This is a genomic window from Streptomyces sp. 8N616 (assembly GCF_052246385.1).
Taxonomy (GTDB): Bacteria; Actinomycetota; Actinomycetes; order Streptomycetales; family Streptomycetaceae; genus Streptomyces.
The window spans coordinates 81,504-102,921 of record NZ_JBQQBY010000018.1; the positions used below are offsets into that span (position 1 = coordinate 81,504).

The window sequence follows — 21,418 nt, forward strand, 5'->3', positions numbered from 1 at the left end:
GGGCCGCTGGAGGCCACGTCGCAGGAGTCGACCGCCAAGTTCGACCTGTCGCTGACCCTGGCCGAACGGCGGGACAGCGAAGGCGACCCGGCGGGGCTGGCGGGCTCGCTGTTGTATGCGACTGATCTGTTCGATGAGGGCACGGTGCGGTTGTTGGCGCGGCGGTTGGTGCGGGTGTTGGAGCAGGTGGCGGTTGATCCGCGGGTGCGGGTCAGTGAGATCGAGGTGCTGGCGGAGAGCGAGCGGGCGCGGGTGGTGGCGGAGTGGAATGCCACTGAGCGTCCGGTGCCGGCGGTGTCGTTGGTGGAGTTGTTCGCGGCCCGGGTCGCGGTGGTGCCGGATGCGGTGGCTGTGGTGGGTGTGGACGGCCGGGAGTGGTCGTACGGGGAGTTGGCCGAGTGCTCGGACTCGGTGGCGTGTGAGCTTGCGGCCCGGGGTGTGGGGCGTGGCGATCTGGTCGGCGTGGTGATGGAGCGGTCGGCGGAGCTGGTGGCGGTGCTGCTGGGGGTGGCGAAGTCTGGTGCCGGTTATGTGCCGGTGGATACGGCGTGGCCGGTGGCGCGGCGGGAGTTGGTGCTGGGTCAGGTCGGGTTGGTGGTGGCGGACCGGGTGCTGGAGGTGCCGGGTGCGGTGCCGGTGGAGGAGTTGTTCGGTGGGCGGGAGGGCGTGCCGGATGTGGTGCTCTCGGCGCAGGATGTGGCGTATGTGATGTTCACGTCGGGCTCCACGGGCGTCCCGAAGGGCGTGGCGGTCAGCCACGGAGCCGTGGCCGCGCTGCTCACCGACCGGTGCTGGAGCGCGGCGGCGCGCGATCGCGTTCTGCTGCATGCGCCGCATGCGTTCGATGTGTCGACGTACGAGATATGGGTGCCGCTGGTCAGTGGTGGCCGGGTGGTGGTGGCGCCGCCGGGTCCGATGGACGCGGGATCGCTGGCGGGTCTGGTGCGGGCACATGGGCTGACGGCGGTGCATGTGACGGCCGGTCTGTTCGGTGTGCTGGCGGAGGAGTCGCCGGAGTGCCTGTCGGGTCTGGCTGAGGTGCTGACCGGCGGTGACGTGGTGCCCGCGGGGGCGATCGCCCAGGTCAAGGCCGCCTGCCCGGAGATCGAGGTCCGGCACATGTACGGCCCCACCGAGACCACCCTGTGCGCCACGACGCACCCGGTCGCTCCCGAGGTCGAGGCCCCGGCGGTGCTGCCGATCGGCCGGCCCCGCGACAACACCAAGGCCTTCGTCCTCGACGAGTACCTCAAGCCCGTGCCCCCGGGCGTCAACGGCGAGCTCTATCTCGCCGGTTCCGGACTAGCCCGCGGCTATCTCGGCCGACCGGGGCTGTCGGCAGAGCGCTTCGTGGCGTGCCCGTTCACGGGCGGTCGGATGTACCGGACCGGGGACCTCGCGCGGTGGACCGCGGACGGTGAACTGGTCTTCGCGGGCCGGGCGGACGAGCAGGTGAAGATCCGCGGCTTTCGGGTGGAGCCGGGGGAGATCGAGGCCGTGCTCGCTGCTCACGAGAGCGTGGGCCAGGTTGCGGTCGTCGTACGGGAGGACCGCGAGGGCGACAAGCGGCTCGTCGCCTATCTCGTACCCGACGGTGCAGTGGACCTGGCCGGGCTGCGGGAGTACGTGGCCGAGCGGCTGCCGGACTACATGGTCCCGGCCGCCTTCGTCACCCTCGACACCCTCCCCGTCACCGTCAACGGCAAGCTCGACCGCTCCGCCCTCCCCGCCCCCGACTTCGGCGGCCTCACCGCCGGCCGGGGCCCGGCGACGCCGGCCGAGGAGATCCTCTGCGGGCTTTTCGCCGAGGTGCTGGGCCTGGAGTGGGTCGGCGCAGAGGCCTCGTTCTTCGAGCTTGGCGGCGACTCCCTGCTGGCCATGCGGCTCATCGCCCGCATCCGGTCGGTTCTGGACACCGGCGTCACGATCGGCGAGCTGTTCGCGGCGCCGACGGTGGCCGGAGTCGCCCGCCTCGTCGCGGCGGCGGGCGGTACGGCCGCCCGGGCCGCGCTGACACCGCGGCCGCGGCCGGAGGCGCTGCCGCTCTCGTACGCCCAGCAGCGGATGTGGTTCCTCAACCGGCTCGAAGGTGTCGGCGAAGGCGCGGGCTACAACCTTCCCCTGGCGCTACGGATATCGGGAGACCTGGACATCGCCGCCCTGGAGGCCGCGCTGGGCGACGTCGCCGACCGGCACGAGAGCCTGCGGACCATCTTCCCGGAGACGGACGGCGAGCCCCGGCAGCACGTGCTGGAGGGCGAGGCGGGCCGACCGCCGCTGATCGTCGTGGAGACCACACCGGACGAGCTCGGCGCGACCCTGGCGGCGCACTCCGGGCGCGGCTTCGAGCTGAGCGTCGATCTGCCGTGGCGCATCCGGCTGTTGGCGACCGGGCCCGCGGAGTACGTACTGCTGGTCGTGGCGCATCACATCGCGGTCGACGGCTGGTCGATGGGCGTGCTCGCGCGGGACTTGGGGGTGGCTTATGCGGCCCGGCGGGCGGGCGGGGCGCCGGGCTGGAGGCCGCTGCCGGTGCAGTACGCGGACTACGCCCTGTGGCAGCGCGAGATGCTGGGCGACCTCGACGACCCGGACAGCGTGATCAGCGGCCAGCTGGACTACTGGCGGCAGGCCCTGGCCGGCGCACCGGAGGAGCTCCTGCTGCCGACCGACCGGCCGCGCCCGCCCGCGTCTTCGTTCCGGGGCGGCACAGTGCCCCTGCGCGTGGACGCCGAGACCCACGCCCGGCTGGTGGCGACCGCCCAGCAGGGCAACGCGACCATGTTCATGATCGCGCAGGCCGCACTGGCCGTGCTGCTGGCGCGGCTGGGCGCGGGCACCGACATCCCCATCGGCACCGCTATCGCCGGCCGGGGCGACGAGGCCATGGACGACCTGGCCGGGTTCTTCGTCAACACGCTGGTGCTGCGCACGGATGTCACTGCCGACCCGACGTTCAGCGACGTGCTGGCGCGGGTGCGGGAGACCGATCTGTCTGCGTACGCCCACCAGGACGTGCCGTTCGAACGGCTCGTCGACGTGCTGAGCCCAGCGCGGTCGCTGTCGCGCAACCCGCTGTTCCAGGTCATGTTGGCGCTGCAGAGCGCCGCGCCGGAGGAGTGGGAGCTGCCCGGCCTGGCGGTCGACGCGCTCCCGTCGACCGCGGATCCGGTGGCCCGCTTCGATCTGTCGGTGACGCTGATCGAGCAGCGTGACGACGCCGGTGAGCCCGCGGGGTTGGGTGGGGCGTTGCTGTATGCGGCGGATCTGTTCGATGAGGGTACGGCGCGGGCGTTGGTGGAGCGTTTGGTGCGGGTGTTGGAGGTTGTGGCGGCTGATCCGGGGGTGCGGGTCAGCGAGGTCGATGTGCTGGGGGAGGTGGAGCGGGCGCGGGTGGTGGAGGAGTGGAATGCCACTGGGGCCGTGGTGCCGGGTGGGTCGGTTGTGGAGCGTATCGAGGGGCGGGTTGCGGCGGCGCCGGATGTGGTGGCGGTGCGGTGTGGTGAGCAGGTGTTGTCGTATGGGGAGTTGGACCGGCGGGCGAATGGGCTGGCGCGGTTTTTGAACGGTGTGGGGGTGGGGCGGGAGTCGCGGGTTGCGTTGTGTCTGCCGCGGTCGGTGGAGATGGTGGTGGCGGAGCTGGGGGTGTGGAAGGCCGGTGGTGCCTTTGTGCCGCTGGATCCGGAGTATCCGGTGGACCGGTTGGGCTTCATGGTCGAGGACAGTGGTGCCGAGGTGGTCCTCGGCACGGCCGACTGCTTGGCCGAGGTGGAGCTCGGCGATGCCCGCGCCGTCCTTCTCGAGGAGGTCGGCGATCTCTCGGCGGAGCCGCTCGGGACGGAGATCTCGGCAGACCAACTGGCGTATGTGATCTACACGTCGGGTTCGACGGGTCGCCCGAAGGGGGTGGCTGTCGCTCATGGTGGGGTGGCGAACCTTGCTGAGGCGATGCGTCCGGTGCTGGGGATGGATGCCGGTGTGGTGGCGCTGCAGTTCGCATCCTTCAGCTTCGACGCCGCCGTCCTCGATGTCGTCGTCACCCTCGCCGCGGGCGGCACCCTCGCGGTGGCGACGGCGGAGGAGCGCGGGGACCTGCAGGCGCTGGCGGAGATGATCGACACCGCCGGGGTGGAGGTGGCCAGCGTGGTGCCCTCCCTGCTGGGGGTGCTGGAGCCGGCCGCTGTTCCGGGTGTACGGAACTGGGTGCTGGGAGCGGAGCGGTTGAGTGCCGATCTGGCCGACCGGTGGTCGGCCGGCGCCCAGGTGTGGAACACGTATGGCCCGACTGAGGCCACCGTCATTACCACCGCCACCGCGACCGCACTGAAGACCGGCCTGGGGGAAGCCCCGCCGATCGGCCGGCCCCTCGTCAACAACAAGGTGTTCGTGCTGGACGAGTTCCTCAAGCCGGTGCCGGAAGGGGTCACGGGGGAGGTCTATATCGCCGGTGCGGGTCTGGCTCGGGGTTACATCGGGCGGCCGGGGTTGTCCGCGGAGCGTTTCGTCGCGTGCCCCTTCGCTGCCCCGGGTGGGCGGATGTATCGCAGCGGCGACCTGGCGAAGTGGACCGCCGACGGCGAACTGGTCTTCGCAGGCCGCATCGATGAGCAGGTCAAGGTCCGCGGCTTCCGCGTCGAGCCCGGCGAGATCGAAGCCGTTATCGCCGCGCACCCAGCCGTGGGCCAGGTCGCGGCTGTGGTCCGCGAGGACGGGCCGGGGGACAAGCGGCTGGTCGCGTACGTGGTCCCCAGCGGGGAGCTCGATGTGGCGGCGGTACGGGAGTTCGCCGCCGGGCGGCTGCCGGAGTACATGGTCCCGGCGGTCGTGGCGCTGGAGGCGCTGCCGTTGACGGTCAACGGCAAGCTGGACCGCTCGGCGCTCCCTGTCCCGGACACTGCCGGGATGGCGGTGGGCCGGGCTGCGCAGACGCCTGCCGAGGTGGTCTTGTGTGGTCTGTTCGCTGAGGTTCTCGGTCTCGATGAGGTCAGCGCGGATGCGTCGTTCTTCGAGTTGGGTGGCGACTCGATCATGTCGATGCTGCTGGTGTCGAGGGCGCGTAAGGCGGGCTTGGTGGTGACGGCGCGGCAGGTGTTCGAGCGTCAGTCTCCGGCGGGTCTGGCCGTGGTTGCCGGGGAGGTCGGTGCGGGTGGCGTCGTCGGCGGTGGTGACCCGGGCACCGGTGAGGTGCCGCTGACCCCCGTCATGCACGAGTTGCTCGGGCGGGCTGGAGCGGAGCGTATCGGAGGGGTGTATCAGTCGACGGTGGTGGTGGCCCCGGCGGGGATGCGGCTGGAGACGCTGATCGACGCCGTCCAGGCAGTCGTTGATCACCACGACATCCTGCGGGCCCGGCTCGAGACCGGGCCCGTACCCCGCCTGGTCGTCCCCCCGACCGCGTCCCCGGCCCCCTGGGTGCACCGGGTCGATGCGACCGCCGGCGATCTGGACCGCCTCATCGCCGAGGAGTCCCGGGCCGCCACGGACCGGCTCGACCCACAGGCGGGTGTGATGGTCCAGGTGGTCTGGTTCGACGCCGGTCCGGACACCCCCGGACGGTTGCTGATTCTCCTCAACCACCTCGTCGTGGACGGCGTCTCCTGGCGCGTCCTGGTGCCCGATCTGGCCGAGGCCTATACGGAGCTGGCCGCCGGCCGCGAGGTCGCGCTGGAGCCGGTGCCCACCTCCTTCCGGCACTGGGCCCGCGCCCTGCAGGCCGAAGCCGCCAGCCGGCCGCGGCTCGCAGAACTCCCCGCCTGGACCCAGGTGCTGGACGGCACCGACCCGCTGCTCACCCCGCGGCCCGTGGACCCGGGGCGGGACCTCGGCGCCACCGTGCGGCAGCTGTCGGTGAAGGTGCCCACGGAGGTCACGTCGGCGCTGCTGACCAGTGTGCCGACGGCGTTCCACGCGGGCGTCGACGACGTGCTGCTCACCGGCCTGACCGCGGCGGTCGTCGAATGGCGCCGCCGGCAGGGCCAGTACACGGCCGGGATCCTGCTGGACCTCGAGGGCCACGGCCGGGTCCCGCTGGCTGAGGGCATGGATCTGACGCGCACGGCAGGCTGGTTCACCAGCAGCTATCCGGTGCGGCTCGATGTCGGCGTCGCCGACTTCGCGGAGCTGCGCTCCGGCGGGGCCGCGGCGGGACGGGCCGTCAAGCGGATCAAGGAACAGCTCCGGGCCGTCCCGGGCGACGGGCTGGGCTACGGGGTGCTCCGGCATCTCAACCCCGAGACCGCACCCGCGCTCGCCGCGCTGCCCACCGCCCAGATCGGCTTCAACTACCTGGGCCGGTTCCCCGCCCAGCAGAGTCGGCAGCCCGCTGAGCAGAGCCGGCAGCCCGCCGAGCAGCAGGCCTGGCAGACCGCCGGCGAGGGCGGCCGGGGCGGCGGGGCCAACGACCGGATCCCGGTCATGCACGCCCTGGAGGTCATGGGCGTCGTCCACGACCTGCCCGACGGCCCGCAGCTCACCCTCATCGTGTCCTGGCCGGCCGAGCTGCTGACGGAGCCGGCCGCCCGGAGCCTGGCCGAGGGCTGGGCCGCGATGCTCACCGGGCTGGCCACGCACACCACGGACGCCGACACCGGTGGCCACACCCCCTCCGACTTCCCGCTGGTGGAGATCAGCCAGAGCGAGTTGGACGAGTTCGAAGCGACAGCGCAGCAGATGGAAGAAGGAGCTTGAGATGACCGACTCCGCTCTGGTGGGGGTATGGCCGCTGTCGCCGCTGCAGGAGGGCCTGCTGTTCCACGCGGTGTACGACGAGCAGGGCACCGACGTCTACGTCGAGCAGATGATCCTCGGCCTGGAGGGCAAGCTCGACTCCGCGGTGCTGCGGGCGTCCTGGCAGGCGCTGCTCGACCGGCACGAGAGCCTGCGCGCCGGCTTCCAGCGGCGTGCCTCCGGAGCGCCGGTCCAGCTGATCATGCGCCGGGTGACCCTGCCGTGGCGGGAGGAGGATCTGTCCGGGCTGGATGCCGATGTGGCCCGGGCGGAGTCGGAGCGGCTGGGGATCGAGGAGCGGGAGCGGCGGTTCGACCTGGCGGTGCCGCCGCTGCTGAAGGTGCTGCTGGTCAAGGTCGGGCCTGACCAGTACCGGATGATGATCACGTTGCACCACATCCTGCTGGACGGCTGGTCGCTGCCGGTGCTGATGCGGGAGTTGTGGACGTGTTACGAGGCCGGGGGCAGCGCCCGCGGCCTGCCGCCCGTCACCCCGTACCGCGACTACCTCGCCTGGCTCGCCCGCCAGAACAAGGAAGAAGGCCTGGCGGCCTGGCGGCAGGTGCTGGCCGGGGCGGATGAGCCGACGCTGGTGGCCCCGGCCGAGTACAACCGGGCGCCGGCGCACTCCGCCATGGTGTCCGGCAAGGCGAGCAAGGAGCTGGACCAGGCGCTGCGCGAGCTGACGCGCACCCATGGCCTCACCCTGAACACGGTGGTCCAGGCCGTCTGGGCCCTCATCGTCGGCAAGCTGACGGGCCGGCGGGACGTGGTGTTCGGCGCCAGCGTTGCCGGACGGCCGCTGGAGCTGCCGGGCATGGAGAGCATGCTGGGGCTCTTCATCAACACGGTGCCCGTACGCGTGCGCTTCGACCCGGCGCAGTCGGTCGCCGAGATGCTGACGGAGCTGCAGGCCGAGCAGTCGGCGCTGGTGGACTACCAGTATCTGAGCCTCAGCGACATCCAGCGGCTGGCCGGGCCCGGGGCGACGTTCGACACGATCATGGCGTTCGAGAGCTTCCCCTCGGGCACGAACGCGCAGAAGCCGTCGGGCGACGAGGTCGATCGACGCGGACCGGGCGGCCTGAAGTTCACCGAGTCCGGACTCCGGGAGTCGATCAATTACCCGCTCGGCCTGGTGGTCGGCCCGAGCGGCGGTCTGGGCATGCGGCTGAGCTATCGGCCGGATCTGTTCGACGAGGAGACGGCCCAGGCGCTGGTCGACCGGGTGCTCCGGGTGCTGGGGCAGATGGCGGCTGATCCGGGGGCGCTGGTCGGTCGGCTGGATGTGCTGGGGGAGGTGGAGCGGGCGCGGGTGGTGGAGGAGTGGAATGCCACTGGGGTCGTGGTGCCGGGTGGGTCGGTTGTGGAGCGTATCGAGGGGCGGGTTGCGGCGGCGCCGGATGTGGTGGCGGTGCGGTGTGGTGAGCAGGTGTTGTCGTATGGGGAGTTGGACCGGCGGGCGAATGGGCTGGCGCGGTTTTTGAACGGTGTGGGGGTGGGGCGGGAGTCGCGGGTTGCGTTGTGTCTGCCGCGGTCGGTGGAGATGGTGGTGGCGGAGCTGGCGGTGTGGAAGGCCGGTGGTGCCTTCGTGCCGTTGGATCCGGAGTATCCGGTGGACCGGTTGGGCTTCATGGTCGCGGACAGTGGTGCCGAGGTGGTCCTCGGCACGGCCGACTGCCTGGCCGAGGTGGAGCTCGGCGATGCACGCGCCGTCCTTCTCGAGGACGTCGACGCGTTCTCGGCGGAGCCGCTCGGGGCGGTCATTGTGCCGGAGCAGTTGGCGTATGTGATCTACACGTCGGGTTCGACGGGTCGCCCGAAGGGGGTGGCTGTCGCTCATGGTGGGGTGGCGAATCTCGCTGAAGTGATGCGTCCGGTGCTGGGGATGGATGCGGGTGTGGTGGGGCTGCAGTTCGCGTCCTTCAGCTTCGACGCCGCCGTCCTCGACGTCGTCGTCACCCTCGCCGCGGGCGGCACCTTAGCCGTCGCCACTTCCCCCGAGCGCGGCGACCTGGAAGCGCTGGCCGGGATGATCAGCCGGTCCGGCGTGCAGGTGGCGAGCGTGGTGCCCTCCCTGCTGGGGGTGCTGGAGCCGGCCGCTGTTCCGGGGGTGCGCAATTGGGTGCTGGGAGCTGAGCGGTTGAGTGCCGATCTGGCGGGTCGGTGGTCGGCGGGTGCGCGGGTGTGGAATACGTATGGCCCGACTGAGGCCACCGTCATCACCACTGCCACCGCGACCGCACTGAAGACCGGCCTGGAGGAAGCCCCGCCGATCGGCCGGCCCCTCCCCAACGCCCGCGTCTATGTGCTCGATGAGTTCCTCAAGCCGGTCCCGGAAGGGGTCACGGGTGAGGTCTATATCGCCGGTGCCGGTCTGGCCCGGGGTTACATCGGGCGGCCGGGGCTGTCCGCGGAGCGTTTCGTCGCGTGCCCCTTCGCTGCCCCGGGTGGGCGGATGTATCGCAGCGGCGACCTGGCGAAGTGGACCGCCGACGGCGAACTGGTCTTCGCAGGCCGCATCGATGAGCAGGTCAAGGTCCGCGGCTTCCGCGTCGAGCCCGGCGAGATCGAAGCCGTTATCGCCGCGCACGAGGCTGTGGGTCAGGTCGCGGTTGTGGTCCGCGAGGACGGTCCGGGGGACAAGTGGCTGGTCGCGTACGTGGTCCCCAGTGGGGAGCTGGATGTGGCGGCGGTACGGGAGTTCGCCGCCGGGCGGCTGCCGGAGTACATGATCCCGGCGGTCATGGCGCTGGACGCGCTGCCGCTGACGGTCAACGGCAAGCTGGACCGCGCGAAGCTCCCCGCCCCCGACGCCACAGTCACCGCAGAGGGCCGCGGTCCGGCCACCTCGACCGAAGAGGTGCTCTGCGGGCTTTTCGCCGAGGTACTCAGCGTGGAGCGGGTCAGCGCCGATGCCTCGTTCTTCGAGCTCGGCGGTGACTCGCTCCTGGCGATGAAGCTGATCGCCCGGATCCGGGCGGTCCTCGACACCCGGATCACCATCCGCGAGCTCTTCACCGCCACCACCGTCGCCCTCCTGTCCCGCCGGATCGAGGAAGAGGGCAGCGCGGACGGCCGGGCCCGCCCCGAACTGGTGCCGTTCCCCCGACCGGACTCCGTACCCCTGTCGTACGCCCAGCAGCGGATGTGGTTCCTCAACCGCCTGGAAGGCGTCGGGGAAGGTGCGGGCTACAACCTGCCGCTGGCGCTGCGGCTCTCCGGCGAGCTCGATGTGGCCGCGTTGGAGGCGGCGCTGGGGGATGTCGCCGACCGGCACGAGAGCTTGCGCACGGTCTTCCCTGAGACCGACGGCGAACCGCGGCAGCAGGTTCTGGCGGACGGCGCCGGCCGACCACCGCTGGTGGTCGTGGAGACCGCGGAGGACGAGCTGCCGCAGGCCCTGGTGGCGCACTCCGGCCGCGGCTTTGACCTGAGCGTCGATCTGCCGTGGCGGATCCGGTTGTTGAAGACGGGGCCGGTGGAGTACGTGCTGTTGATCGTGGCGCATCACATCGCGGTCGACGGTTGGTCGATGGGTGTGCTGGGCCGGGAGGTCGGGGTGGCGTACGCGGCCCGGCGGGCGGGCGGGGCGCCCGGCTGGAAGCCCCTGCCGGTGCAGTACGCCGACTACGCGCTGTGGCAGCGTGAGGTGCTGGGCGATCTCGACGACCCGGACAGCGTGATCAGCGGCCAGCTCGGCTACTGGCGCGAGGCGCTGGCCGGTGCACCGCAGGAGCTGGTCCTGCCGACCGACCGGCCCCGGCCCGCCGTCTCCTCCTTCCGCGGCCGCTCCCTGCCGGTGCAGGTGAGCCCGCAGGTCCACGCCCGGCTGGTGGCGCTCGCCCAGCGCGGGCGGGCCACCATGTTCATGGTCGTCCAGGCGGCGCTGGCGCTGCTGCTGTCCCGGATGGGTGCGGGGAAGGACATCCCGATGGGCACGGCGGTCGCGGGGCGGGGGGACGCGGCGCTGGAGGGGATGGCGGGGTTCTTCGTCAACACGCTGGTTCTGCGCACCGACCTCAGCGGTGACCCGACGTTCGCTGAACTCCTGGCTCGGGTGCGGGAGAGGGATCTGGATGCGTATGCCCATCAGGAGGTGCCGTTCGAGCGGTTGGTGGAGGATCTCAATCCGGCCCGGTCGCTGGGGCGTAACCCGCTGTTCCAGGTCTCGCTGGGTATGCAGAGTGCGCTTCCGGGTGAGGGGCGGTTGTGGGAGCTGCCGGGGCTGCAGGTCCGTCCGCTGGAGTCGGGGGCGGAGGCGGCGGCCCGGGTCGACTTGTCGCTGGATCTGGCCGAGCACCGGGACGGCGAGGGCAACCCGGCGGGCATCGACGGTGCGTTCCTGTATGCCACCGATCTCTTCGACGAGGGTACGGTGCGGCTGCTGGCGGAGCGGCTGGTGCGGTTGCTGGAGCAGGTCGCCTCGGATCCGGCGGCGCGGGTGAGCGAGGTCGAGGTGCTCGGCGGCGCGGAGCGGGAGCGGGTGGTGGAGGGGTGGAACGCGACCTCTGCCGATGTGCCGGTGGCTTCGCTGTGGGAGCTTTTCGACGCGCAGGCCGGGCGGTCGCTGGATGCGGTGGCGGTGGTGGGTGCGGGCGGTCTGGAGTGGTCGTACGCGGAACTCCGGGAGCAGGCGGACCGGGTGGCGGGTGTGCTGGCCGCGCGGGGTGTCGGGCGCGGTGACTTGGTCGCGGTGGTGCTGGACCGGTCCGTCGAGCTGGTCGCGGTGCTGCTGGGGATTGCCAGGGCCGGGGCGGGGTTTGTGCCGGTGGATCCTGCGTATCCGGTGGAGCGGATCGGGTGGATGGTCGAGGACTCCGCTCCGGTGCTGGCGGTGTGCTCCGAGGAGACGCGGGTGTTGGTTCCGGCCGGGGTGGAGTGCCTGGTGTGGGATGCGTCCGCGGAGGAGGCGCCGGCGCCTACGGTCTCGGTGGGTGCCGATGATGTGGCGTATGTGATCTATACGTCGGGGTCGACGGGTCGGCCCAAGGGTGTGGCGGTGACGCACCGCGGGATCGGGAATCTGGCGGCTGCCCAGGTCGATCGGTTCGGCGTGGGTGCGGGTTCGCGGGTGTTGCAGTTGGCGTCGTTGAGTTTCGACGCTTCGGTGTGGGAGCTGTTCATGGCGCTGCTGTCGGGCGCCGCTTTGGTGATGGCCGATTCCGACAAGCTCCCGCCCAACGGCTCGTTGGCCGAGACGGCCGAGGAGTTCGGCGTGACGCATGTGACCGTCTCGCCGTCGGTTCTGGCAACCGTGGAGGAGTTGCCCGACAGCCTCAGCACCGTCGTGGTGGCCAGTGAGGTGTGCCCCCCGGCGCTGGTGGAGAAGTGGGCGCCGGGCCGGCGGATGGTCAATGCGTACGGGCCGACCGAGGTCACCGTCTGCGCGACGATGAGCATGCCCCTGGAGCCGGCCGGTTCGGGCCCGGTGCCGATCGGCCGGCCGATCACCAACAGCCAGGCCTTCGTACTCGACGAGCACCTGCGCCCCCTCCCGGAGGGTGTGCTGGGTGAGCTGTACGTCGCGGGCCCCGGCCTCGCCCGCGGCTATCTCGGCCGCCCGGGGCTGTCCGCGGAACGTTTCGTCGCCTGCCCCTTCGCTGCCCCGGGTGGCCGGATGTACCGCACCGGCGACCTCGCGAAGTGGACGGCCGACGGCGAGCTGGTCTTCGGCGGCCGTACGGACGAGCAGGTCAAGGTCCGCGGCTTCCGCATCGAGCCTGGCGAGGTCGAGGCCGTCCTCGCCGGCCACCAGAATGTCGGCCAAGTCGCCGTCCTCGTACGGGAGGACCGCCCCGGGGACAAGCGGCTCGTCGCCTACGTCGTCCCCGAAGGCGAAGCGGACCCGGCCGCGTTGCGCGACCACGTCGCCGAGCGGCTGCCGGACTACATGGTCCCCGCCGCCGTGATGACCCTCGACGCCCTCCCCATCACGGTGAACGGCAAACTCGACCGTGCCGCCCTCCCCGCACCCGACTTCACCGACGCCGCAGAGGGGCGCGGTCCGGCCACCCCCACCGAAGAGCGCCTCTGTGCGCTCTTCGCCGACGTGCTCGGCCTGGAACAGGTGGGTGCCGACGCGTCGTTCTTCGACCTCGGCGGCGACTCGATCCTCGCCATGAAGCTCATCGCCCGGATCCGGTCGGAACTCGGCGCCGAGGTCAGCATCCGCGCCCTGTTCACCGCCCCGACGGTCGCCGGCGTGGCCCGGTTGCTGGACGGTACGGAGGGGGACGGCACCGTCCAGCAGGCGCTGACGCCGCGGCCGCGGCCGGAGGTGCTGCCGCTGTCGTACGCCCAGCAGCGGATGTGGTTCCTCAACCGTCTCGAAGGCATCGGCGACGGTGCGGGCTACAACCTGCCGCTGGCGCTGCGGCTCTCCGGCGAGCTCGATGTGGCCGCGTTGGAGGCGGCGCTGGGGGATGTCGCCGACCGGCACGAGAGCTTGCGCACGGTCTTCCCTGAGACCGATGGCGAACCGCGGCAGCAGGTGCTGGAGGGCGAGGCTGGCCGGCCGCCGCTGGTCGTGGTGGAGACCGCGGAGGAACACCTGCGGGAGGTGCTCGGCGGCTATGCCGGGCGGGGCTTTGACCTGAGCGTCGATCTGCCGTGGCGGATCCGGTTGTTGAAGACGGGGCGGGTGGAGTACGTACTGTTGATCGTGGCGCATCACATCGCGGTCGACGGTTGGTCGATGGGTGTGCTGGGCCGGGAGGTCGGGGTGGCGTACGCGGCCCGGCGGGTGGGCGGGGCGCCCGGCTGGAAGCCCCTGCCGGTGCAGTACGCCGACTACGCGCTGTGGCAGCGTGAGGTGCTGGGCGATCTCGACGACCCGGACAGTGTGATCAGCGGCCAGCTCGGCTACTGGCGCGAGGCGCTGGCCGGTGCGCCGCAGGAGCTGGTCCTGCCGACCGACCGGCCCCGGCCGGCGGTGGCCTCCTTCCGCGGCGGGGAAGTGCCGATCCAGATCACCGCAGAGACCCACGCCCGGCTCACGGAGCTCGCCCAACGGGGCGGGGCGACGATGTTCATGGTGATGCACGCCGCCATCTCCGCACTGCTGTCCCGGATGGGTGCGGGGAAGGACATCCCGATCGGTACGGCGGTGGCGGGGCGCGGGGACGCGGCTTTGGAGGGGCTGGCGGGGTTCTTCGTCAACACGCTCGTGCTGCGGACCGATCTGAGCGGTGACCCGACGTTCGCCGAACTCCTGGCTCGGGTGCGGGAGAGGGATCTGGATGCGTATGCCCATCAGGAGGTGCCGTTCGAGCGGTTGGTGGAGGATCTCAATCCGGCCCGGTCGCTGGGGCGCAATCCGCTGTTCCAGGTCTCGCTGGGTATACAGAGTGCGCTTCCGGGTGAGGGGCGGTTGTGGGAGCTGCCGGGGCTGCAGGTCCGTCCGCTGGAGTTGGGGGCGGAGGCGTCGGCGCGTGTCGACTTGTCGTTGGATCTGGCCGAGCACCGGAACGGTGACGGCAGCCCGGCGGGGATCGACGGTGCGTTCTTGTATGCCACTGATCTCTTCGACGAGCGGACGGTGCGGCTGCTGGGGGAGCGGCTGGTGCGGTTGCTGGAGCAGGTCGCCTCGGATCCGGCGGCGCGGGTGAGCGAGGTCGAGGTGCTCGGCGGCGCGGAGCGGGGGCGGTTGGTGGAGGAGTGGAACGCCACCGAGCTGGCTGTGCCGGTACGGCCGTTGGGTGAACTGTTCGACGTGCAGGCGGGGCGGTCGCCGGATGCGGTGGCGGTGGTGGGTGCGGGCGGTCTGGAGTGGTCGTACGCGGAACTCCGGGAGCGGGCGGACCGGGTGGCGGGTGTGCTGGCCGCGCGGGGTGTCGGGCGCGGTGACCTCGTGGCGGTGGTGCTGGACCGGTCCGTCGAGCTGGTCGCGGTGCTGCTGGGGATTGCCAGGGCCGGGGCGGGGTTTGTGCCGGTGGATCCTGCGTATCCGGTGGAGCGGATCGGGTGGATGGTCGAGGACTCCGCTCCGGTGCTGGCGGTGTGCTCCGAGGAGACGCGGGTGTTGGTTCCGGCCGGGGTGGAGTGCCTGGTGTGGGATGCGTCCGCGGAGGCAGAGTCGGCGCCGGTGGTCCCCGTGAGTGCGGACGATGTGGCGTATGTGATCTATACGTCGGGGTCGACGGGTCGGCCCAAGGGTGTGGCGGTGACGCACCGCGGGATCGGGAATCTGGCGGCTGCCCAGGTCGACCGGTTCGGGGTGGGTGCGGGTTCGCGGGTGTTGCAGCTGGCGTCGTTGAGTTTCGACGCTTCGGTGTGGGAGCTGTTCATGGCGCTGCTGTCGGGCGCCGCTTTGGTGATGGCCGATGCCGACAAGCTCCCCCCGAACGGCTCGTTGGCCGCGACGGCCGAGGAGTTCGGCGTGACGCATGTGACCGTCTCGCCGTCGGTGCTGGCGACTGTGGAGGAGTTGCCCGACAGCCTCAGCACCGTTGTGGTGGCCAGTGAGGTGTGCCCTCCGGCGTTGGTGGAGAAGTGGGCGCCGGGCCGGCGGATGGTCAATGCGTACGGGCCGACCGAGGTCACCGTCTGCGCGACGATGAGCATGCCCCTGGAGCCGGCCGGTTCGGGCCCGGTGCCGATCGGCCGGCCGATCACCAACAGCCAGGCCTTCGTACTCGACGAGCACCTGCGCCCCCTCCCGGAGGGTGTGCTGGGTGAGCTGTACGTCGCGGGCCCAGGCCTCGCCCGCGGCTATCTCGGCCGCCCGGGGCTGTCCGCGGAACGTTTCGTCGCCTGCCCCTTCGCTGCCCCGGGTGGCCGGATGTACCGCACCGGCGACCTCGCGAAGTGGACGGCCGACGGCGAGCTGGTCTTCGGCGGCCGTACGGACGAGCAGGTCAAGGTCCGCGGCTTCCGCGTCGAACCCGGCGAGATCGAGACCGGGTTGGCCGCGCACGACAGCGTCGGACAGGTAGCGGTGATCGCCCGGGAGGACCGTGCCGGGGACAAGCGGCTCGTCGCCTACGTCGTACCGGACGGCGGAGTGGACACGGCCCAGCTGCGGGAGTTCCTCGCGGACCGGCTGCCCGACTACATGATCCCGGCCGCGTTCGTGGAGCTGGACGCACTCCCGGTGACCGTCAACGGAAAGCTCGACCGCTCCGCCCTCCCCGCCCCGGACTTCACCGGGGCGACTGTGGGCCGCGGGCCGGCGACGCCGACCGAGGAGCGCCTCTGCGGGCTCTACTGCGACGTGCTCGGCCTGGAACAGACCGGCGCCGACGCGTCGTTCTTCGACCTCGGCGGCGACTCGATCCTCGCCATGAAGCTCATCGCCCGGATCCGGTCGGAACTCGGCGCCGAGGTCAGCATCCGCGCCCTGTTCACCGCCCCGACGGTCGCCGGTGTGGCCCGGCTCATCGACGCCCGCACGGACACCGACGGCCTCGGGCTGCTGTTGCCGCTCCGGACGGAAGGCGACCGGCCGCCCCTGTTCTGCGTCCACCCGAGCACCGGCCTGGGGCGCTGCTACGCAGACCTCCCGGACCACCTGCCGCCGGACCGTCCGGTCTACGCGCTGCAGGCCCGCGGCTTCGGCACGGACGAGCCCCTGCCGGAGACGGTCGAGGAGATGGCCGCGGACTACGTCGCGCAGATCCGGACCGTGCAGCCGGCCGGGCCCTATCACCTCCTCGGCTGGTCGTTCGGCGGCGCCGTGGCCCATGCGATGGCGGCGCTGCTGCAGCAGCAGGGCGAGACGGTGGACCTCCTCGTCAGCCTCGACGGCTACCCCGGCGCCGACGAGGCGGAGCCGGTCGGCGGGCCCGCCGCCGGGCAGCGCAGGCAGGTCAGGATGCTCTCCGAGATCCAGAGGGTCAACGCGAACAACAACCGACTCCTCCAGCATCACACCCCTGGTCTCTTCCACGGAGACCTGCTGCTCTTCGTCGCCACGGAGGGCCGGCCCGCATCGGCTCCCGCGCAGACGGCTCCGGACACCTGGGCGCCGTATGTCATCGGGCACGTCGAACCGGTCCGGATCGCCTCCGATCACGACGGGATGCTCACCGGAAAGCCCCTCGAAACGATCGGCCGGCTCATTTCCGCACAGCTGCTCACGAAGAAATAAGGAGAGGGAATGGAAGAGAAGGAGAACGCGGCCGCGGGCGAGCCGCCCGGGGGCAAGCGGCGGCAAGGCAGAATTGGCATTCTGGTCGCTTCGCTCGGGGCTGCCCTGGCGATTGCCATGGTGGCGGCCGGATTGGGTTTTGCGTTCGGCTCCAATGATTCCCCGGAAGCCGCCGGAGGCGCCGGGGCTGGGGACAAGAAGGCCAAAAGCATGGCCTTCATCGAATGTCTGCGGGAGAACGGCGTGCCGGACTTTCCCGACCCCGCCGCGGACGGCTCCATTCTGCTCGACCCGAGCAGCGGGATCGACGTCAAGGGCGACGCGTACAAGAAGGCGGAGAAAGCCTGCGAGGACCTGATGCCCGAAGGCCGCCGGGCCTCGCCGCCGCCCGGCGGTATGCCCGATCTGACGAAGTACGCCGACTGTATGCGGGAGAACGGCGTGCCCGACTTCCCCGACCCCAAGGGCAGCGGCTTCGCCCCTGAGGAGGCTGGGATCGACGTCGAGTCGCCCGAATTCCAGGACGCCCACAAGGCCTGCCAGCGGCACCTGCCCGCCGGGGCGCCGCCGCCGGCGTAGCCCCACGGGGTGCCGCCGTCGGCGTAGCCCCACGGGGTGCCTCCCCTGCCCCGGCCTGCCGGACCACCCGTCCGGCGGACCGGGGCTTCTGCATGCCCGGCGGCAGCGAAACCTCGGCGAAACCGCAGCCTCGGTAGAACAGGGGTACAGGAAATCCGGAAGGAATGGGGACAGTGGCATGGCGGTTATCGCGGAGCGGCCGACGGATGGCATTACCGCATCAAAAAGGAAGCTGCGGCACAACGCCGTACTGGTATTGATGACCGGGGTCGCCCTGTTCGTCACCGCCTGTGGCGGCAACGAAGACCCGGGTAACAGCGTGGCCAGCGTCGGCTCCGGGAATGACTCGCAGTCCAAGAAGCCGGAGGCCGGCGGGCAGGGCGACGGGCTGAAATTCGCGCAGTGCATGCGAGACAACGGCCTGCCCGACTTCAAGGACCCGAAGCCCGGCGAGGGCATGGGCGGCGGGATCGACCCGCAGTCGCCGGAGTTCAAGAAGGCCGAGAAGGCCTGCAAGCAGTACATGCCGGCTCCGCCCGCGCAGGAGGGCGGCGGCGGTCCGGGCGATGTGTGGCCGACCGAGGACAAGCTCAAGTACGCCAAGTGCATGCGGGAGAACGGCGTGCCGAGCTTCCCGGACCCGGACGACAGCGGCGGCTTCAAGCTTGAGGTCGACCCCAACACGCCGCAGTTCAAGAAGGCGGAGGAGGCCTGCGAGAAGTACCAGCCCGAGTCCCTGCGCAACATGGAGCCCAACAAGCCCGGCGGGGGTCCGGCGTGAGTGCAACACGGTTACCGACGGAGGACGAGGAAGTGAGCACCCCGGACCGCCAGAGCGCGCCGCCGCCACCGGAGCGGCGCAAGCGGCGCGGGCTGACCGCGCTGGTCGTCGTAGCGATCGTGGTCGCGGCCGGCGCGGGGGTCGTCGTGACCGACCCGTTCAAGAAGCCCGCGAAGGACGCGTCCGCCAGGACCACCGTCCCCACCGGGCTGGCGAAGGTCACCCAGGGCACCCTGTCCGCCCGCACCCTGCAGAACGGGACGCTCGGCTACGCGGGTTCGTACGACGTCGTCAACAACGCCAAGGGCACCATCACCAAGCTGCCCGGCGTGGGCGACGTGATCAGCCAGGGCGACGTGCTCTACCGCGTGGACGGCAAGCCGGTGGTGCTGCTCCAGGGAGCCGCCGAGCCGGTGTACCGCGATCTGTCCTACGGTGCCGAGGGCCCCGACGTGCGGCAGCTCAACGCCGCGCTCGTCACCCTCGAGTACGCCACCAAGGAGGAGATCGACCCCGACTCGGACTACTTCGGCACGCAGACCCTCAACGCGCTCAAGGAGCTGCAGGAGGACGTCGGCCTGGACGACTCGGGTGAACTGCCCCTCGGACAGGCGGTGTTCCTGCCCGCCGAGGAGGTCCGGGTCACCAAGTCCGACGCCGTGCGCGGCGGGCCGGCAGGACAGGGGCAGAACGTCCTGCAGGTCTCCTCGACCAAGCGGCAGGTCACCGTCGAGCTCAACGCCAGCCAGCAGACCGGGGTGGCGGTCGGCGACAAGGTGACCATCACGCTCCCCAACGGCAAGACGACCCCGGGTGAGGTGTCGTCGGTGGGGAAGGTGGCGAAGCAGGTCGAGGACAAGACCACCATCGAGGTCCGGATCAAGCCGAAGGACCCGAAGGTGACCGGAGGGCTCGACCAGGCGCCCGTCCAGGTCGCCATCGTCTCCGACACGGTGAAGGACGTGCTGTCGGTGCCGGTGAACGCGCTGCTGGCGCTCGCCGGCGGCGGTTACGCCGTCGAGGTCGTCGGCAGCGGCGGCGACAAGCACAAGCTGATCCCGGTGCGGACCGGGCTCTTCGACGACAGCGAGGGCAAGGTCGAGGTCAGCGGCCCCGGGCTCGCGGTCGGTCAGAAGATCGTGGTGCCCGCCTCATGACCGGCGTGGAGACCGAGACGCGGCCGGCCGGCGTCCAGGGCACCGGCGAGGCGGTCCTGCAGCTGGAGGGCGTGACCAAGGTCTACCCGGGCGTGTCCTCGGTCGTGGCGCTGGACGGGGCGGGCTTCACCATTCACCGGGGCGACTTGGTGGCGATCGTGGGCCCGTCCGGCTCCGGCAAGACGACCCTCCTGCAGGTGATGGGCACCCTGGACCGGCCGACTTCCGGGACGGTACGGATCGTGGGGGAGGACGTCGCCACGATGTCCGACCGGGCGCTGGCCTGGCTGCGCGCCACCCGGATCGGCTTCGTCTTCCAGCAGTTCTTCCTGGCCGAGCACGCCACCGCGCTGGAGAACGTCGCCGACGGGATGCTGTACTCCGGCGTCCGGCGCCCGGCCCGGCTGTCGGCGGCCGCCGCAGCCCTGGACCGGGTCGGCCTCAGCCACCGGATCCACCACCGGCCGCCGCAGCTCTCGGGCGGCGAGCGGCAGCGGGTCGCGATCGCCCGGGCCCTGGTCGGCGACCCGGCGATCGTGCTGGCCGACGAGCCCACCGGCAACCTCGACAGCGTCGCCGGCGCCGCGATCTTCAAGCTGTTCAAGGAACTCAACGCCGAGGGCACCACCATTGTCATGATCACCCACGACCGGGAGCTGGCCGCCCGGCTGCCGCGCCGGATCGAGGTCCTCGACGGCCGCATCGTCGCGGACGTCATGTCAGCGGAGGACCCCCTGAACACCGAAAGGCGGCTGCCATGACCACCACGGCCACCGCCCCCGTCCGGCTCCACCCCGCCGATCTGGCGCGGACCGCCAGCGTCGGGCTGCGCACCCGGCGGATGCGGGCCGCCCTGTCGGCGCTGGGCATCGCCATCGGCGTCGCCGCGATGGTGGCGGTGCTCGGGCTGTCGGCCTCGTCGCAGGCCGGGCTGCTCGCCGAGATCGACAAGCTGGGCACCAACCTGCTGAAGGTCACCCCGGGCCAGTCGCTGGGCGGGGGGGACGCGAAGCTCCCCATCGAGGCGCCGGGCATGATCTCCCGGGTCGGCCCGGTCGAGGCGGTGCAGAGCACCGGCAAGACCGACGCCGAGGCCTACCGCAGCCCGCACATCCCGAGCCTCAACACCAACTCCCTCACGGTGAACGCCGCCAGCCTGCGCCTCCCGGCCGCGGTGCGCACCTCGATGGCCCAGGGCAGATACCTCAACGCTGCCACCGCGCAGCAGCCGGTCGCCGTCCTCGGCTGGGACGCCGCGAGCCGACTGGGCATCTCCCGGATCCACTCGGACATGCGCATCTGGGTCGGCGGCCAGTGGTTCTACGTGTCCGGGGTCCTCAAGCCCGCGAAGCTGACGCCGGAGATCGACTCGGCGGTGCTGGTGGGCTATCCGGCCGCGGAGAAGTACCTGGACTTCGACGGCCACCCCTCCACGGTGTACGTGCGGTCGGATACCGACCAGGTCAAGGAGGTCCGCAATGTGCTGGCCGCCACGGCCAACCCGCAGAACCCCAGCGAGGTCAGTGTCACCCAGCCGTCGGCCGCGCTCGAGGCCCGGGCCGCCGCGCAGTCGGCGCTCGACGGCCTCTTCCTCGGGTTGGGGGCGGTGGCCCTGCTCGTCGGGGGTATCGGCGTCGCCAACACCATGGTCATCTCCGTGCTCGAACGCCGCTCGGAGATCGGCCTGCGGCGGGCGCTCGGCGCCACCCGGGGCACCATCCGGCTGCAGTTCCTCTCCGAGGCGATTCTGCTCGCCATGCTCGGCGGCGCGGTCGGGGTGGCGCTGGGCACGCTGGCGACGTTCGTCTACGCCGGCGTCAAGGGCTGGGAGACCGTCGTCCCGGTGCTCGCCTGGGCGGGCGGACTCGGTGCGGCCGTGGCCATCGGCGCCATCGCCGGGCTGCTGCCCGCCCTCCGGGCGGCCCGGATGCAGCCCACGGAGGCGCTGCGGACGGTCTGACCGAGTTGCCCGGCACTGCGGTGTTCCCCCCGCCGCGGTGCCGGGCTCTCGGCTGTTCAGGGAAGGTCGCGGTGGACGCCTGCCCGTAGGGCGGTCCGGTCACCGCCTGCGCCGGTCGGCAGAAC

Annotated in this window: 7 protein-coding genes (1 of these 7 running past the window's edge); all 7 read left to right on the forward strand. The window is 71.4% G+C overall.

Going from position 1 to position 21,418, the window contains the following annotated elements; genetic code table 11:
- Positions 1-6,687, forward strand: the end of a protein-coding gene (locus tag ACTWQC_RS18295) for a non-ribosomal peptide synthase/polyketide synthase (protein ID WP_443316780.1). 13,728 nt of this gene lie to the left of the window's left edge; the window shows 6,687 of its 20,415 coding nt (coding positions 13,729-20,415); the start codon falls outside the window, past its left edge; it ends in the stop codon at positions 6,685-6,687.
- A 1-nt stretch (position 6,688) separates the two neighbouring features.
- A complete protein-coding gene (locus ACTWQC_RS18300; protein ID WP_443316781.1) occupies positions 6,689-16,816 on the forward strand; it encodes an amino acid adenylation domain-containing protein in 10,128 nt (3,375 codons plus the stop codon).
- Positions 16,817-16,825: 9 nt separating this feature from the next.
- Positions 16,826-17,395, forward strand: coding sequence for a hypothetical protein (locus tag ACTWQC_RS18305; RefSeq protein ID WP_443316782.1), 570 nt, complete (start codon positions 16,826-16,828; stop codon positions 17,393-17,395).
- 178 nt (positions 17,396-17,573) lie between these two features.
- Complete coding sequence (locus ACTWQC_RS18310) at positions 17,574-18,176, forward strand: hypothetical protein (RefSeq protein WP_443316783.1); 603 nt, start codon at positions 17,574-17,576, stop codon at positions 18,174-18,176.
- A gap of 32 nt (positions 18,177-18,208) precedes the next feature.
- Positions 18,209-19,333: a peptidoglycan-binding protein gene (locus tag ACTWQC_RS18315; protein ID WP_443316784.1), complete on the forward strand. Its 1,125-nt coding sequence runs from the start codon at positions 18,209-18,211 to the stop codon at positions 19,331-19,333.
- A complete protein-coding gene (locus tag ACTWQC_RS18320; RefSeq protein ID WP_443316785.1) occupies positions 19,330-20,094 on the forward strand; it encodes an ABC transporter ATP-binding protein in 765 nt (254 codons plus the stop codon). Before ACTWQC_RS18315 ends, ACTWQC_RS18320 begins: the two co-directional genes overlap by 4 nt.
- The gene (locus tag ACTWQC_RS18325; RefSeq protein ID WP_443316786.1) at positions 20,091-21,293 is read left to right on the forward strand and encodes an ABC transporter permease; all 1,203 of its coding nucleotides are present in this window, start codon (positions 20,091-20,093) and stop codon (positions 21,291-21,293) included. The genes ACTWQC_RS18320 and ACTWQC_RS18325 overlap by 4 nt, the downstream gene beginning before the upstream one ends.
- The last annotated feature ends 125 nt before the right edge of the window (positions 21,294-21,418 follow it).